General features: G+C 64.0%; 9 protein-coding genes and 3 rRNA genes (1 of these 12 only partly in view). 7 read left to right on the top strand and 5 right to left on the bottom strand.

Annotated features, from left to right (window positions below; genetic code table 11):
• From WIX41_RS10940 to rrf (WIX41_RS10950), 3 genes are all read left to right on the top strand, one after another.
• A 23S ribosomal RNA gene (locus tag WIX41_RS10940) occupies positions 1-2,778 on the top strand (it extends 101 nt beyond the left edge of the window).
• Between the two features lie 145 nt (positions 2,779-2,923).
• A 5S ribosomal RNA gene (gene rrf, locus WIX41_RS10945) occupies positions 2,924-3,038 on the top strand.
• Between the two features lie 158 nt (positions 3,039-3,196).
• Positions 3,197-3,311 (top strand): 5S ribosomal RNA (gene rrf, locus WIX41_RS10950).
• 373 nt (positions 3,312-3,684) lie between these two features.
• Here rrf (WIX41_RS10950) and WIX41_RS10955 read toward each other — a convergent pair.
• Positions 3,685-5,406, bottom strand: a complete 1,722-nt coding sequence (locus tag WIX41_RS10955; RefSeq protein WP_339447444.1) for a M28 family metallopeptidase — start codon at positions 5,404-5,406, stop codon at positions 3,685-3,687.
• 52 nt (positions 5,407-5,458) lie between these two features.
• Entirely contained in the window at positions 5,459-6,121 is a 663-nt protein-coding gene (locus tag WIX41_RS10960; RefSeq protein ID WP_339447446.1) for a hypothetical protein, read from the bottom strand.
• A gap of 95 nt (positions 6,122-6,216) precedes the next feature.
• Here WIX41_RS10960 and WIX41_RS10965 point away from each other — a divergent pair, with 95 nt between their 5' ends.
• Positions 6,217-7,542, top strand: coding sequence for a murein hydrolase activator EnvC family protein (locus WIX41_RS10965; protein WP_339447448.1), 1,326 nt, complete (start codon positions 6,217-6,219; stop codon positions 7,540-7,542).
• A 166-nt stretch (positions 7,543-7,708) separates the two neighbouring features.
• Positions 7,709-9,151 (top strand): S41 family peptidase, encoded by a 1,443-nt coding sequence (locus WIX41_RS10970; protein WP_339447450.1) that lies wholly within the window; start codon positions 7,709-7,711, stop codon positions 9,149-9,151.
• A 47-nt stretch (positions 9,152-9,198) separates the two neighbouring features.
• On the opposite strand, the gene WIX41_RS10975 is transcribed toward WIX41_RS10970, so the two are convergent.
• Complete coding sequence (locus tag WIX41_RS10975) at positions 9,199-9,891, bottom strand: rhomboid family intramembrane serine protease (protein WP_339447452.1); 693 nt, start codon at positions 9,889-9,891, stop codon at positions 9,199-9,201.
• Positions 9,892-10,121: 230 nt separating this feature from the next.
• Here WIX41_RS10975 and WIX41_RS10980 point away from each other — a divergent pair, with 230 nt between their 5' ends.
• Positions 10,122-11,465, top strand: coding sequence for an outer membrane protein transport protein (locus WIX41_RS10980; protein ID WP_339447454.1), 1,344 nt, complete (start codon positions 10,122-10,124; stop codon positions 11,463-11,465).
• Positions 11,466-11,757: 292 nt separating this feature from the next.
• Here the strand turns inward: WIX41_RS10980 and WIX41_RS10985 are convergent, their stop codons facing one another.
• Positions 11,758-12,486, bottom strand: coding sequence for a ThuA domain-containing protein (locus WIX41_RS10985; RefSeq protein WP_339447456.1), 729 nt, complete (start codon positions 12,484-12,486; stop codon positions 11,758-11,760).
• 103 nt (positions 12,487-12,589) lie between these two features.
• On the opposite strand from WIX41_RS10985, the gene WIX41_RS10990 reads away from it, so the two are divergent.
• The gene (locus tag WIX41_RS10990) at positions 12,590-13,234 is read left to right on the top strand and encodes a hypothetical protein (protein WP_339447458.1); all 645 of its coding nucleotides are present in this window, start codon (positions 12,590-12,592) and stop codon (positions 13,232-13,234) included.
• 69 nt (positions 13,235-13,303) lie between these two features.
• On the opposite strand, the gene putA is transcribed toward WIX41_RS10990, so the two are convergent.
• The gene (gene putA / locus WIX41_RS10995) at positions 13,304-16,558 is read right to left on the bottom strand and encodes a bifunctional proline dehydrogenase/L-glutamate gamma-semialdehyde dehydrogenase PutA (protein ID WP_339447460.1); all 3,255 of its coding nucleotides are present in this window, start codon (positions 16,556-16,558) and stop codon (positions 13,304-13,306) included.
• Positions 16,559-16,793 lie beyond the last annotated feature (235 nt).

Raw genomic sequence — 16,793 nt, forward strand, 5'->3', positions numbered from 1 at the left:
ATCCGGTAATGTCCGAATGGGGAAACCCACCCGCTTGCGGGTATCCTGCAGTGAATACATAGCTGCTGGAAGCGAACCTGGTGAACTGAAATATCTAAGTAACCAGAGGAAAAGAAATCAACCGAGATTCCCTGAGTAGCGACGAGCGAACGGGGACTAGCCCTTAAGCTGGAATGGTTCTAGAAAAACAGCCTGGAACGGCTGGCCATAGAAGGTGATAGCCCTGTATTTAAAAGGGCCACTCCAGTGAAGACGAGTAGGGCGGGGCACGTGAAACCCTGTCTGAACATGGGGGGACCATCCTCCAAGGCTAAATACTACTGACCGACCGATAGTGAACCAGTACCGTGAGGGAAAGGCGAAAAGAACCCCGGAGAGGGGAGTGAAATAGATCCTGAAACCGTGTGCGTACAAGCAGTAGGAGCTCGAAAGAGTGACTGCGTACCTTTTGTATAATGGGTCAGCGACTTACTGTTCGTGGCAAGCTTAACCGTATAGGGGAGGCGAAGGGAAACCGAGTCTGATAAGGGCGCATAGTCGCGGGCAGTAGACCCGAAACCGGGTGATCTAGTCATGGCCAGGGTGAAGGTGCCGTAACAGGTACTGGAGGCCCGAACCCACGTCTGTTGCAAAAGACGGGGATGAGCTGTGATTAGGAGTGAAAAGCTAATCGAACCCGGAGATAGCTGGTTCTCCTCGAAAGCTATTTAGGTAGCGCCTCATATGTATCCTCTCGGGGGTAGAGCACTGTTATGGCTAGGGGGTCATCGCGACTTACCAAACCATTGCAAACTCCGAATACCGAGACGGACTGTATGGGAGACACACGGCGGGTGCTAACGTCCGTCGTGAAAAGGGAAACAACCCAGACCCACAGCTAAGGTCCCAAATTCACTGCTAAGTGGAAAACCATGTGGAAAGGCACAGACAGCCAGGAGGTTGGCTTAGAAGCAGCCACCCTTTAAAGAAAGCGTAATAGCTCACTGGTCGAGTCGGTCTGCGGGGAAGATTTAACGGGGCTAAGCAGTGAACCGAAGCTTGGGGTGTGCATATTTATATGTACGCGGTAGAGGAGCGTTCCGTAAGCCGTTGAAGGTGGATTGAGAAGTCTGCTGGAGGTATCGGAAGTGCGAATGCTGACATGAGTAACGATAATGCGGGTGAAAAACCCGCACGCCGAAAGCCCAAGGTTTCCTTGCGCAACGTTAATCGGCGCAGGGTGAGTCGGCCCCTAAGGCGAGGACGAAAGTCGTAGTCGATGGGAAGCAGGTTAATATTCCTGCACCTCGCGTAAGTGCGATGGAGGGACGGAGAAGGTTAGGTGTACCCGGCGTTGGTTGTCCGGGGGAAAGGCGGTAGGTTTGGATCTTTGGCAAATCCGGGATCCTTCAAGACCGAGCACCGAGACGAGTCTTTAAGACAAAGTCACTGATACCACGCTTCCAGGAAAAGCTCCTAAGCTTCAGCTTACGCAGACCGTACCGTAAACCGACACAGGTGGGTAGGATGAGAATTCTCAGGCGCTTGAGAGAACTCGGGTGAAGGAACTAGGCAACATGGCACCGTAACTTCGGGAGAAGGTGCGCCCTTTTTGGTGGCTCATGCGAGCTATAGCTGAAGAGGGCCGCAGAAACCAGGCCGCTGCGACTGTTTATCAAAAACACAGCACTCTGCAAACACGAAAGTGGACGTATAGGGTGTGACGCCTGCCCGGTGCTGGAAGGTTAATTGATGGGGTCAGCCGCAAGGCGAAGCTCTTGATCGAAGCCCCAGTAAACGGCGGCCGTAACTATAACGGTCCTAAGGTAGCGAAATTCCTTGTCGGGTAAGTTCCGACCTGCACGAATGGCGTAACGACAGCGGCGCTGTCTCCACCCGAGACTCAGTGAAATTGAAATCGCTGTGAAGATGCAGCGTTCCCGTGGCAAGACGGAAAGACCCCGTGAACCTTTACTATAGCTTTACACTGAACGTTGAGTTCGTCTGTGTAGGATAGGTGGGAGGCTATGAAACCATGGCGCTAGCTGTGGCGGAGCCATCCTTGAAATACCACCCTGTCGTGCTTGACGTTCTAACCTGGGCCCATTATCTGGGTCGGGGACCGTGTATGGTGGGTAGTTTGACTGGGGCGGTCTCCTCCTAAAGAGTAACGGAGGAGCTCGAAGGTACGCTCAGCGCGGTCGGACATCGCGCACTGTGTGCAAAGGCATAAGCGTGCTTGACTGCAAGATCGACGGATCAAGCAGGTAGGAAACTAGGACTTAGTGATCCGGTGGTTCTGTATGGAAGGGCCATCGCTCAACGGATAAAAGGTACTCCGGGGATAACAGGCTGATACCGCCCAAGAGTTCATATCGACGGCGGTGTTTGGCACCTCGATGTCGGCTCATCACATCCTGGGGCTGTAGTCGGTCCCAAGGGTATGGCTGTTCGCCATTTAAAGTGGTACGCGAGCTGGGTTCAGAACGTCGTGAGACAGTTCGGTCCCTATCTGCCATGGGCGTTGGAGATTTGAGAGGGGCTGCTCCTAGTACGAGAGGACCGGAGTGGACGAACCTCTGGTGTTCCGGTTGTCACGCCAGTGGCATTGCCGGGTAGCTATGTTCGGAAGCGATAACCGCTGAAAGCATCTAAGCGGGAAGCGCGCCTCAAGATGAGATCTCCCGGGGCACAAGCCCCCTGAAGGAACCATATAGACTATGTGGTTGATAGGTCAGGTGTGTAAGTACAGCAATGTATTGAGCTAACTGATACTAATGATCCGTGTGGCTTGACCATATAACCTCAAGTTGCCTTGGCCGACATGACATGTCGATAGATCCAGGTGCACGCTACGTCACAAGAACTATGAGAGGCAGGCGCAGTATGGCCGTGCTTTTTCCCCAAGGGAAAATCACGATCATCGCGACGCTCCAACCGTCTCCCTGGTGAAATTAGCGCTGTGGAACCACCCGATCCCATCCCGAACTCGGAAGTGAAACGCAGCTGCGCCGATGGTAGTGTGGCTCAAGCCATGCGAGAGTAGGTCATCGCCAGGGTTTACACCCCAAAAACCCCGCTGCTCACGCAGCGGGGTTTTCCTTTTTTTGCAAGCCCCCGGTTTTCGGGAGCCTGCACCGGTAGCACGCGACCGTTGGTCGTGTGACACGGGAGACAAGAATGCCGAGCTGGCGCACCGCGCTGCTCCAACCGTCTCCCTGGTGAAATCAGCGCTGTGGAACCACCCGATCCCATCCCGAACTCGGAAGTGAAACGCAGCTGCGCCGATGGTAGTGTGGCTCAAGCCATGCGAGAGTAGGTCATCGCCAGGGTTTACACCCAAAAACCCCGCTGCTCACGCAGCGGGGTTTTTTCTTTGGTGCAAACGCGCAGACGCGTGTCGACCAACGGTCGGCATCTATCGAACGGCTTCCTTGGTGTGCGCCGACCTACCGGTGGCAGGGCGGTTTCTACGACCACTGCGTACGTTCGGACGAATCGCTGCTTACACAGGCCAACTACCTGATCGAAAACCCGGTTCGCGCGGGACTCGCGACCAAGGTCGACGACTACCCCTATTGCTGGACCCGCTGGCCGACAGAGATGGAACAGCCTGCACAGACCGATCAGGCCGAATGAGACTCCCAAACTAAAACGGCGCCCCGAAGGGCGCCGCTCTCTTTCAACGTCAACGACGGAAACGGCTTACTTCGCCGCAGGCGCCGCCTCCGCCTTGCCCTTCATCATCTCGTCGCGGGCCGCCTTGAACGGGTTGCCCTCGTACCAGTTCGGCCACTGGCCGCCGACAGCGACAGCCTTGCCAACGCCGTGCAGCAGTTCCAGGTCTTCCACGGTGCCGTCCAGCTTCCAGGTGCTGGCGTCGTACTCGTCCTTCGGGCCGTGGTAACGGTCGCGGCCATAGGCTTCAGCAGCCTTGCGGCCCGCTTCCACGCCACCGTCGATCAGATCCTCGCCACCATCGGCATACAGCGCCGGCACGCCCGCCTTGGCGAAGTTGAAGTGGTCCGAACGGAAGTAGAAGCCGCTCTGCACCGAGGACTCGCCATGCAGCGTCCGGCCCTTCTCGGCGGCCAGCGGCTTGAGGATGTCCTCCAGCTGCGAGCTGCCGAAGCCGGTCACGGTCAGGTCCTTGGCCTTGCCCGCCACCGACATCGCATCGATGTTGATCACACCGGCAATCTTGTCCAGCGGGAAGGTCGGGTGGTTCACGTAGTACTTGGAACCCAGCAGGCCCGACTCTTCCAGCGTCACCGCCAGGAACACCACCGAACGCTCCGGTGCCGGCTGCTCATGCGCCATCGCGTCAGCGATCTCCAGGATGCCGGCCACGCCGGTGGCGTTGTCGACCGCACCGTTGTAAATGTTGTCGCCCTGTTCGCCTTCATGCTTGCCCAGGTGGTCCCAGTGCGCCATGTACAGCACGGCCTCGTCGGCATGCTTGGTACCCGGCAGCACGCCCACCACGTTGCGCGACTTCTTCTCGGCGATGGTGCTCTTCAGGTCCAGCGAGATCTTTGCCTTCAACGGCACCGGCTTGAAGCCGCGCTTGTTGGCATCCTTGTAGGCCTGGTCCAGGTCCAGCCCGGCATCGGCGAACAGCTGGCGCGCCGCGTCGGCACTCAGCCAGCCCTGCGCCGGCAGGCGGGGTTCGGGATCGTCCTTGGCCGGCAGGTCGTACTGCGGGCCGGCCCATGAGTTCTTGACCACGTCCCAACCATACGAAGCACCGGCGGTGTCATGCACGATCAGCGCCGCGGCGGCACCCTTGCGCGCGGCCTCTTCGAATTTGTAGGTCCAGCGGCCGTAGTAGGTCATGCGCTTGCCGTCGAACAGCTTCTCGTCATCGACGTGGAAGCCCGGATCGTTGACGAACATGACCACCGTCTTGCCCTTCCAGTCCTGGCCGGCGTAGTCGTTCCACTTCTGCTCCGGCGCATCCACGCCGTAGCCGACGAAGACCAGCTCGCTGCCGTCGATCTTCACTTCCTGCTGGCCGCTGCGGGTGCCGATCACCATGTCGGTGCCGAACTTCAGGTCGCGCTGCTTGCCCGCCTGGTCCAGCTTCAGCACGGTGGATTCGTCGGCGGTGGTTTCGGTCATCGCCACCTCCTGGAACCAGCTGTCGCCACTGCCCGGCTGCAGGCCGATGCGCTGCATCTGGTCGCGGATGTACTCCACCGTGCGGTCCTCGCCGGTACTGCCCGGGGCGCGGCCCTCGAACTCGTCCGAGGACAGGGTCTTGACCAGTTCGCCGAAGTCGTCGGCGTTGATGCCGGCCGAGAAGGTGTGGCCGGCGGTGGCCGGGGCGGTATCGGCAGCCGGCGTGGGCGCCGGAGCAGCGGTCTCGCCCTTGCACGCGGTCAGCGCGGCGGTGGCGGCCAGGCACAACAGAAGTTTGCGGGACATCATCGATTCCTGGAGACAAGGGGCCGGTGCGCGGGCACCGGGTGAAAGAATATCAATCGCTCGGTGCGGCGTCGGTGTCGAAGGGCACGGGTTCGGCACCGGTGACCGGGCCGATGTGGGCGCTGCGGTGCACATACAGGGTGACGTCGCGCTCGAACTGCAGCGGGCCATTGACCGCGGCATTGGGACCGATGATCACGCGCGGCTTGCGGCCAGCACGCAGCGACAGACTGAAACTGGGCTTGCTGACGTGGATACCGCCTTCGACCAGAGAGCCGATGCCGACGGTGATGTCGCCGTTGACCGTTTCGATGCCCTTGGACAGGCGGGTATCGACCAGCCCGATGCCGCCGTTGACCGTTTCCACGCCGCCATCGATGCGGGTGCCGCGGTCGACGAAAATGCTGCCGTTGACGGTTTCAACGTCGCCATCGACCTCGACCTTCTCGCCGATGCGGATACCGCCGTTGACGGTCGAGATACCGCGGGTACGGGCGCGATCGCCAACCCGGATGCCACCATTGACGGTCTCGATGTCGCCGGTCTCGGTACCGGCTTCGACCGTGATCCCGCCATTGACGGTCTCAAGGTCGCCGTAGGTCTGGCCGGTGCTGGCGGTGATGCTGCCGTTGACCTTGCTGATGCCTTCGTTGGCCAGGGCGGGCGCGCAGGGCAGCACCAGAGCCAACAGCAGCGGGAGCGGGAAGTGTTTCATGGGTGCATTGTCCGGTATGCGGCTGGCAGGCCGCCTGCAGGAATGTCACCATGCAGCGCTGCAATCCGCATCTGCCTGAAGTCACTGGAAAGCCCTTGCGCCACAACGTCTTCTCCTCACGCCGGAATAACAATCCGACCGCTGGGCACGGCCGTGGCTCGCGCTGGCCGGTAGCGCTGTCGGCCGTGGCACTGATGCTGGCCCTGGTTGGCGCCGCCCCGCTGGCCGCGCAGAACCCGAAAGAAGCCGAGCGCAAGCTGCAGAAGCTGCGCACCGAGCTCAAGGGTGTAGCCCAGGAACGACGCACGCTCGAAGGCCAGCGCGGGCAGGCGTCGCGTCAGCTGCGCGAGGCAGACGAGAAGGTTGCCCGCACCGGCCGCGTGCTGGCCCAGACCGAAACCGCCCTGGAGCGCGAGACCCGCGCCCTGCAGGAACTGCAACAGCGCCGCACCGAACTACAGGCCGGGTTGAAGGCGCAGCGCCAGGAACTGGCCTCGCTGCTGCGCGCCGCCTACCGGATCGGCAACAACGCGCCGTTGAAGCTGCTGCTGTCGCAGGACCGCGTGGCCGATGCCAACCGCACCCTGGCCTACCACCGCTACCTGCAGCGCGAACGCGCACGGCGTATCGGCGCGCTGACCGCCGACCTGACCGAACTGGAAACGGTGGAAGCCCAGATCGAAGAACGCCGGCAGGCGCTGGAAGGTACCCGCCAGCAGCAGAAGCAGCAGGCCGCCAGCTTGGCTGTTGATCGGCGCACCCGCGCACAGACGGTGGCCAGCCTGGACGAACGCTACAAGGACCGCAGCGAACGCGAAAAAGCGCTCGGCCAGGACGCCAAGGCGCTGGAAACGCTGCTGGCCAACCTGCGTGCGGCCGCCGCCCGCGCCGAAGCCGAACGCCGTGCCGCCGCGCGCCGCGCCGCAGCGGAAAAGGCTGCCGCCGAGAAGGCCGAACGCGCCGCTGCCGCCAGCGGTACGCGTCCACCACCGCGACCCGGCAAGACCCCGCCGGCGGTGGCCTCGGCGCCAGCTCCGAAGGTGGGCGGCCTGGGTTGGCCGCTGTCGGGCAACCTGCTTGCGCGCTATGGCGGCAAGCTGCCGGACGGGCGCACCAGCAGTGGTGTGCTGATCGGCGCGCCCGCGGGGAGCACGGTCACCGCCGTCGCCGATGGCACCGTGGTGTTCTCCGACTGGATGACCGGCTACGGCATGATCCTGATCGTCGACCATGGCAACGGCTACATGAGCCTCTATGCGCACAACGACACGCTGCTGCGTGACGCCGGTGGCACGGTGAAGAAGGGCGATGCGGTGGCCAAGGTTGGCAACTCCGGCGGGCAGGGGGTTACCGCGCTGTACTTTGAACTGCGGCGTAATGGGCAGCCGGTGGATCCTTCTTCGTGGTTGCAGCGCCGGTAGGTATGCGTGCAGCCACCCAGGGGGTGGCTCTACCGTGGGGTAGGCGTATTGGCATGGCCGAGTGGGCGCGTTCGTTCAACGGGAATTTACCGTGCCTTCGCGCATAATCGGGCCACGCGTCATTGGTGCGTGTCGTCCCGTCCCCCCGCTCAATCTGGAGTGCTTCATGCGCGTAGCCCGTTCCGCCACCCTGCTGCTGGCCCTGGTGCCGGCGCTGTCATGGGCGCAGCAGACCGCCCAGGTTCCGGAACGCGGCGGCGATGCGGCCTCCACCGAAGAGGCGGTGACCTCACGCGTGCCGCTGGAGGAAATCCGTCGTTATGTGGCCGTCTACAACGCGGTGCGTGCGGCCTACGTGGAGCCGGTGGACGACAAGAAGCTGATGCAGTCGGCCATCCGCGGCCTGCTGCTGGACCTGGACCCGCACAGCACCTACTTCGACAAGGAAGATGCCGAAGCCTTCGACGAACAGGCCGAAGGCGCCTACGAAGGCATCGGCGTGGAACTGCAGCAGCAGCCGGACAACAGCAGCCTGAAAGTCATCTCGCCGATCGACGATACCCCGGCGGCCAAGGCCGGCATCCTGGCCGGCGACCTGATCATCGCCATCGACGGCAAGCCGATCAGCGCCATCGAAGCCACCGAGCCGCTGCGTGGCAAGGCCGGCAGCAAGGTGATCCTCACCATCGTGCGCGAGGGCAAGCTCAAGCCCTTCGACGTGCCGATCACCCGCGAAACCATCCGCGTCACCAGCGTGCGCAGCCGCATGCTGGAACCCGGCTATGGCTATGTGCGCCTGAGCACCTTCCAGGCCGATACCGGTGCCGATTTCCAGAAGCACGTGGCCCAGCTGCAGCAGCAGGCCGGCGGCAAGCTCAAGGGCCTGGTGCTGGACCTGCGCAGCAACCCCGGTGGCCTGCTCACCGCCGCGGTACAGGTGGCCGATGACCTGCTCGACAAGGGCAACATCGTCAGCACCCGCGGTCGCATTGCGATCAGCGATGCGCGTTTCGACGCCACCCCCGGCGACCTGCTCCAGGGTGCGCAGGTGGTGGTGCTGACCGACGCCGGTTCGGCCAGTGCCTCGGAAGTATTGGCCGGCGCGCTGCGCGACAACGGCCGCGCGCGCGTGATCGGCAGCCGCACCTTCGGCAAGGGCTCGGTGCAGACCGTGCTGCCGCTGGACAACGGTGATTCGGTCAAGCTGACCACTGCGCGTTACTACACCCCCAGCGGCAAATCGATCCAGGCCACCGGCATCGTGCCGGACGTGCTGTTGCTGCCGGAGAAGAAGGCAGGTGAAGACGACGACCTGCCGGCCAGCCTGTCCGACTACAGCGAAGCGACCCTGCCGGGCCACCTGCGCGGCGACGAAGAAGGCGGCGAAGGCTACCAGGCCGGCGACGTGCTGCCCGGCGACGGCCCGATCAACGACGCGCTGGCCGAACTGAAGCAGCCAGGTTCGGTAGCAGCCAGGCAGAAGGCAACCGCCAAGCCGGTAGCGCCGGCCGTTGGCCGGCCCACGCAAACGCCGGAATCAAAAACGGTCGCCAAACCTGAAGCGGAACCCGCACCGAAACCCGGCGCCAAACCCGAACCGAACCGGTGAGGTAGCGCACGACCGTTGGTCGTGCGGCGGCGCGAATGCGCCGTGCTTCAAAACCCGTGCCGCTTCCGCAACCGTCGCGCAATCGCCGCGCGCACGTACACCCCATACGCCAGCCCGAACGCGAACCCGGCGATGTGCGCCCACCAGGCCACCATGCCGAAGGTCGGGCCGATGTATGCAAACACCACCTGCAGTCCGGCCCACACCCCGATCAGCAGGTAGGCCGGCGCCCGCACGAATTCCAGGAACAGCCCCAGCGGGATCACCACCCCCAGCCGCGCGCCGGGGAACAGGGCCAGGTAGGCCCCGATCAACGCCGACACCGCGCCACTGGCGCCAATGATGATCTGGTCCGGGCTGCCCATCGTGTAGATCGCGGTCAGGTTCGAGATCGCCCCGCCCACCAGGAACAGCAGGATCAGCCGCCACGGCCCCAGCACCTGCTCGGCCGGCAAGCCGAAGATCAGCAGGAACACCAGGTTGCCCAGCAGGTGCGACCAGTCTGCGTGCAGGAACAGGGCGGTGAACAGCCGCAGCACGCTGCCGTCCTGGAAGGTCGCCCACCAGTCCAGCGGCCGGGTAAGCCCGGTGGACAGCGCCCCCCAGTCCATCCACAGGCTGCGCCGGGCATCGCCCGGGCGCGAGATCGACCACAGGAATGCGGCCCACAGCGTCGTGAACAGCAGGGGCGTCGCCCAGCGGACGGCAGACTTCTTGCGGGAGGGGAGTGAGACGAACATGGATGGCGCTAGCCTAGCGCGGCAACGTTCCTGAAGGGGGCAGCGACGCGTTCAGCCTGAATAGCCGGAAAGGGCGACCGCGTTATTGTTTCATTAACCGGTCTGGGTATACTCGCATACGGCGTCGTATGTCGGGAGGGGAATCCGGCGCGTTGTTTCACGTCTTTCGAGGCGGGAAACGGCGCAGGCGCGCGTTGCCAAACCACACGCTTTTCCGGAGAGAACAAACGATGCATACCGCTTCCACCCTCGCCCGCGTCACCGCCCTGGCCGTCGGCATCGCCGGTGTCCTGGCCGTTGGCCACGTCAACGCCGCCGCCTTCCAGCTGAAGGAAAACAGCGCCAAGGGCCTTGGCCGCGCCTTCGCCGGTTCGGGCAGCGCCCAGGGCGACGCCTCGATCATCGCCGTCAACCCGGCCGGCATGCGCCAGCTGGAAGGCATGCAGATCCAGGGCGACCTGAGCGCCATCAGCTTCAAGGCCGAATTCGAAGGCAGCGGCCGCAAGCCGACCGGCCAGCCGCAGACCGGCGGTGACGGCGGCGACGCCGGCATGATTGCCCCGGTTCCGGCCGCGTACTTCCACATGCCGATCGGCGAAAAGGCCCACTTCGGTGTGTCCCTGACCGCCCCGTTCGGCTTCAAGACCGATTACGACAACGGTTGGGTGGGTCGCTACAGCGGCCTGAAGACCGACCTGAAGGCGATCGACCTGGGCTTTGCCGCCTCGTACGACGTCAACCCGTACGTGTCCTTCGGCGCGTCGGTGTTCGTTGAGCACCTGACCATCGAACTGAGCAACAACATCGACTTCGGCACCGCGCTGGCCCAGTCCCGCGTGCCGGGCTTCGCCCCGGGCAGCGCCGATGGCAAGCTGACCGTCGAAGGCGACAACAACGCTGTGGGCTGGACCGTCGGTGGCTTGTTCAGCCCCGATGAGAACACCCACATCGGCTTCAGCTACCGCTCCAAGGTCGAGCACAAGATCACCGGCGGCGACGCCACCTTCGACGTGCCGAGCAACGCCGCTGCCGTGCTGGCCGTTGCCCAGCCGGGTCGTTTCGTGACCACCTCGGGCAAGGCCACCGTGACCCTGCCGGCCTCGGCCACCATGAGCGTGACCCACAACATCAACGACAAGTGGACCGTGATGGGTGATGTCACCCGTACCGCATGGTCGACCGCGTTCGACCAGGTCACCATCGACTACGCCTCGGCGCAGCCGGACTCGGTGCTGGAATTCGGCTACCGCGACACCACCTTCGTGTCGCTGGGCGCCGACTACAAGCTGAGCGAAACCCTGACCCTGCGTGGCGGCGTCGCGTACGACCAGACCCCGACCACCGACGCCCACCGCGACGTGCGCGTGCCCGACACCAGCCGCAAGTGGCTGTCGTTCGGCCTGGGCTGGACCCCGTCGGAGAACATGGAATACAACTTCGGTTACACCCACCTGTTCACCAGCGACCCGAACGTGAACATCGCGGGCACCACCAACAACCAGGGCAACTCGCTGACCGGCAAGTACAAGGTCCGCGGCGACGTGCTGGCTGCATCGTTCAACTACAAGTTCTGATCCACGGCGTTCGCGCCGCATAACAGACAGAAGGCCCCGCACACGCGGGGCCTTCCGCGTTTGGGTACGGACGACGTCAACCGTTCGGCTGCTCGTACCAATGATCAACGACGGTAGGGTCGCACCCCAGTCGACTGCACGTAAGGGTGATCGGCGCGACGAAGGCATGGCAGCCAAGCGAAAGGCGCCCCTGCGGTGAGGGTCATGCCCCACCGCGCGGATCAGCACGGTCGGCAGTCGATCGGGATGCGACCCTACCAGCGCAAAGCCACCGGTCGCTCAGTATTCCCTCTCAACACTCCGGCGAACGCCCCGCTGCATACAACAACCCTTGCCGCAGGTGCGCGAGGAAATCGCGATTGCGGTAGAGCCCTGCGTCATGCCCCAGGCCGGTATACCAGCTGCGCCCGCCATCAAACGCATGGCACCACGCGATGGGATGGTCGGCGCCCATCGTGCCGCCCTGGTACATGCGTTCGTCCACCGTGGCGATCACCTGCACGGCCGCACGCGGGTTGCTGCGGTAGTTGTACAGCTCATCGCGCACCGGCCACGAGGTGCCCTGCGGCTTGCCTTCGCGTTCCGGCTGCACGCGGCTGAACTGCAGGCCTTCCGGATGGTTCTTGAAGTACGCGCCGACCAGCTGCCCATACCAGGGCCACTCGTACTCGGTATCCGCCGCCGAATGCACACCCATGAAACCGCCGCCGGCCCGGATGAAGGTTTCCATGGCCTGCTGCTGCGCCGAATCGAGCACGTCCCCGGTGGTGTTGGCGAAGACCACCACCCGGTAGCGGGCCAGGTTGGCGTCGTTGAAATCGGCCGCGTTCTCGCTCTGGTCCACTGCCATGCGCTCGCGCTCGGCCAGCAGGCGCAGCGTGCTCACGGCCGTCGGAATGGAGTCGTGGCGGAACTTGGCCGTGCTGGTGAACACCAGCACGCGCTCGTTGGCCGCCGCCATGGCCGCAGGGACGGTAGACAGGAACATTGCCAGCAGCAAAGGCAGGACATTTGGGCGCATGGCTGGATCATGCCACAGACCCGTACAATCCCGGTCCGCACGCAACCGGCTGGTGCCGCCTGCGGCGCAGGAGCCGCTTCACGATCCATGACAAGGAAACCACATGTCGCCCGTTCTGCTTCGCTCCACCCTGGCCCTGGGCCTGTCCGCGCTGGCTGCGCCGGCCTTCGCCGCCGATTTCGCCACCTGCTTCACCCTCACCCCGGGCCTGCGCTGGTCCACCGGCGATGAAACGCTGACCATCGAGCAGGCCACCTTCAACGGCCAGGACGCCATCAAGGTGCACAGCGCCGGTGGTGGCGTCGGCACGGCCAGCTACCACGATGCCAGCGGCCGCCAGCTGCTGGGCCAGGACCGCTACGGCATTTCCGCCTGGGGCGGCGATGCTTCCCAGCCGGTGATGACCGATACCTTCAAGCCCGCGCCGACCTTCCCGACCAACGCCAAGCCCGGCGACCGCTTCGAGGTCAACGGCAGCGGCGAGCGCACCCACCATGTGGAAGAAACGGTAACCCCGCTCGACTACGACGGCTTCTCCGACTACACCTTCGTCGGTTTCGAGAACGTGGAGGCGACGGTCGACAACCAGGCGCGCACCTTCAAGGACACCTGCCACGTCAGCGCGACCTTCGAAGACAGCCGTATCGAAGCGTGGTACGCCGCTGGTTTCGGCCGTATCAAATTCGAACGCTACCTGGGCGAAGAACTGCTGATGCGCGATGAAATCGAGGCGATCCACGCCGACTGACGTCACCGGCATCACCCACAAAAAACCCCGCTTTCGCGGGGTTTTTTGCTCAAACCATCACAGCTTGAATCAGTCGCCCAGGGTCAGTAGCGAGGCATTGCCGCCGGCCGCCGTGGTGTTCACGGTGACGGTCTTTTCGGTGGCAAAGCGCAGCAGGTAGTGCGGGCCGCCGGCCTTCGGACCGGTGCCGGACAGGCCCTGGCCGCCGAACGGCTGCACGCCGACCACCGCACCGATCTGGTTGCGGTTGACGTACACGTTGCCCACGTTCACCCGCGAGGAAATGCGGTCCACGGTTTCATCGATACGCGAATGCACGCCCAGGGTGAGGCCGTAGCCGGTGGCGTTGATCTGGTCGATCACCGCATCGAGCTGGTCGCCCTTCCAGCGGATCACGTGCAGCACCGGCCCGAAGATTTCCTTGTGCAGCTGGTCCAGGTTCTTCAGTTCATACGCGCGCGGCGCGAAGAAGGTGCCGTGCGCGGCTGCTTCGCTGAGCTCGGCAGCGGCGATCAGGCGCGCTTCCTTCTCCATGCGCACTGCATGTTCCTGCAGGATCTGCAGCGCATCGGCGTCGATCACCGGGCCGACGTCGGTGGACAGCAGGCCCGGGTCGCCGATCTTCAGTTCGGCCATCGCACCGGCCAGCATCGTCATCACCTTGTCGGCGATGTCGTCCTGTACGAACAGCACGCGCGCGGCCGAGCAGCGCTGGCCGGCCGAGGTGAAGGCCGAACCGATCGCGTCCTTGACCAGCTGTTCCGGCAGCGCCGAGGAGTCGGCGATGAAGGCATTCTGGCCGCCGGTTTCGGCGATCAGCACGCCAATGGCGGCGTCGCGTGCGGCCATCGCACGGTTGATCGCACGCGCGGTGTCGGTCGAGCCGGTGAAGGCCACGCCGGCCACGCGCGGGTCGGCGGTGAGCGCCGCGCCGACGGTGGCGCCGTCGCCGGGCAGGAACTGCACCACGCCTTCGGGCACGCCGGAATCCAGCAGCAGCTTCACCGCGTAATAGCCGATCAGGTTGGTCTGCTCGGCCGGCTTGGCGATGACACTGTTGCCGGCCGCCAGCGCGGCGCTGACCTGGCCCAGGAAGATCGCCAGCGGGAAGTTCCACGGGCTGATGCACACGAACACGCCGCGGCCATGCAGCTGCAGTTCGTTGGATTCGCCGGTCGGGCTGGGCAGTTTTTCGGCATGGCCGAACTGCTCGCGCGCCTGCTTGGCGTAATAACGCAGGAAGTCCACCGCTTCGCGCACTTCGGCGATGCCGTCGGGCAGGCTTTTGCCGGCTTCCTTCACGCACAGCGCCATGAATTCCGGCATGCGCGCTTCCAGCTGGTCGGCGGCGTGTTCCAGGATCGCCGCGCGGCTGGCAGCCGGGGTGCGGTTCCACTGTGGTTGTGCGGCCACGGCGTTGGCCAGCGCCTTTTCCACGGTGGCGCTGTCGGCCGGCTGCCACTGGCCCACCACCTGGCGCGTATCGGCCGGGTTGACCACGTTCAGCAGTGCACCGGTGGGCTGTGCACCCGGCACCAGCGGGGCGGCCTGCCACCCGCTCTTGCCAGGCGCGGGGACGGCCGCGTTGAGCTGCTCGGCCAGAGCGCGCAGATCGTTGTCGTTGGCGAGATTGACGCCCATGGAGTTCTTCCTGTCGTGGTTCTGGCTGCGCAGCAGGTCGACCGGCAGCGGGATTTTGGGGTGCGCGATGTTGGAGGGCGTGCCGGCGTCGAACGAAGCAACGGCTTCGACCGGATCGCGGATCAGGTCATCGATGGCCACCGCGTCGTCGGTGATGCGGTTGACGAAGCTGGAGTTGGCGCCGTTCTCGAGCAGGCGGCGCACCAGGTACGGCAGCAGGTCTTCGTGCGAACCCACTGGCGCGTACACGCGGCACGGCACGTTCAGACGGTTGGCCGGCACCACTTCGGCATACAGGTCATCGCCCATTCCATGCAGCTTCTGGTGTTCGTACTGGCCACCCTGCGCGATCGCCTGCACTGCGGCGATGGTGTGCGCGTTGTGCGTGGCGAACATCGGGTAGATCGCATCGGCATGGGTGAACAGACGCTTGGCGCAGGCCAGGTAGGACACGTCGGTGTTCTGCTTGCGGGTGAACACCGGGTAGGCCGGCAGGCCATCGATCTGCGCGCGCTTGATTTCCGCGTCCCAGTACGCGCCCTTGACCAGGCGTACCTGCAGGCGGCGACCGATGCGGCGGGCCAGGTCGGCCAGGTAGTCGATCGTGTACGGGGTGCGCTTCTGGTACGCCTGCACCACCACGCCGAAACCTTCCCAGCCGGCCAGCGAGGCATCGCTCACCACCGCCTCGATGATGTCCAGCGACAGTTCCAGGCGGTCGGTTTCCTCGGCGTCCACTGTGCAGCCGATGCCGTACGACTTGGCCAGTTGTGCCAGTTCCAGCACGCCCGGGACCAGGTCGGCCATCACGCGTGCGCGCTTGGCATGCTCATAGCGCGGGTACAGCGCCGACAGTTTGATCGAAATGCCTGGCGCCGAATTGACGTCGCCGTCCGGGCGGCCGCCACGGGCCTTGTGGTCGCCACCGATGGAGTGGATAGCACGGCGGTAGTCTTCCAGGTAGCGCTTGGCGTCCTTCATGGTCAGCGCGCCTTCGCCGAGCATGTCGAACGAATAGCGGTAGCTGGCGTTGTCGCCCTTGTGCGAGCGCGACAGCGCTTCGTCGATGGTGCGGCCCATGACGAACTGGTGGCCCATGATCTTCATCGCCTGGCGCACGGCCAGGCGGATCACCGGCTCACCCACGCGGCCCATCAGGCGCGCGAACGCGCCCGGCACGTCGGCACGGGTGGAATCGTTGATCTGCACGATGTGGCCGGTAAGCATCAGGCCCCAGGTGGAGGCGTTGACCAGCACCGAATCGCTGCCGCCCAGGTGCTTTTTCCAGTCGGCTTCGCCCAGCTTGTCGCGGATCAGCTTGTCGGCAGTGTCCTGGTCGGGAATGCGCAGCAGTGCCTCGGCCACGCACATCAGCAGCACGCCTTCCTCGCTGCCCAGGTCGTACTGGCGCATGAAGGCTTCGATCGCGCCCTGGTCCTTGGCACGCACGCGTACGCGCTTGACCAGGTCGGCGGCGGTGGCCTGCACCTTGGCCTGTTCGTCGGCGGGCAGCCGTGCCTGCGCCAGCAGCTCGCGCACGTGGCTGGCCTCGTCTTTCATCCAGGCATCGGTGATCGCCTGGCGGAACGCATTGGGAACGACCGGCAGCTCGGGTGACAGCAGCGGCGGGCGGGAGGCGCCGGACGGGGCCGGGGCAGGGGGAAGCGCGGAAGGTGCGGTCATGCCGGTTGGCTCGTGGAAAACTTGACCATTTTAATCGTTTTTTGATCCCTGGAAGCAATCGGACCTGCGCCGTCGATCACGTTCATAGCCTTTCATACAGGGGGATTCAGGGGGCCCAATGGTGTCGTTAAAAAGTGTGCCGATTTCGTCAAATCGGCCGCCGATGCCTATGCTGTATTGCACCATTCCCAAAACTGTGAATGGACCCTTGCCGCTCGCGCGACATCAGGGCTAC

Source organism: Stenotrophomonas sp. AB1(2024) (assembly GCF_037482345.1).
GTDB lineage: Bacteria > Pseudomonadota > Gammaproteobacteria > Xanthomonadales > Xanthomonadaceae > Stenotrophomonas.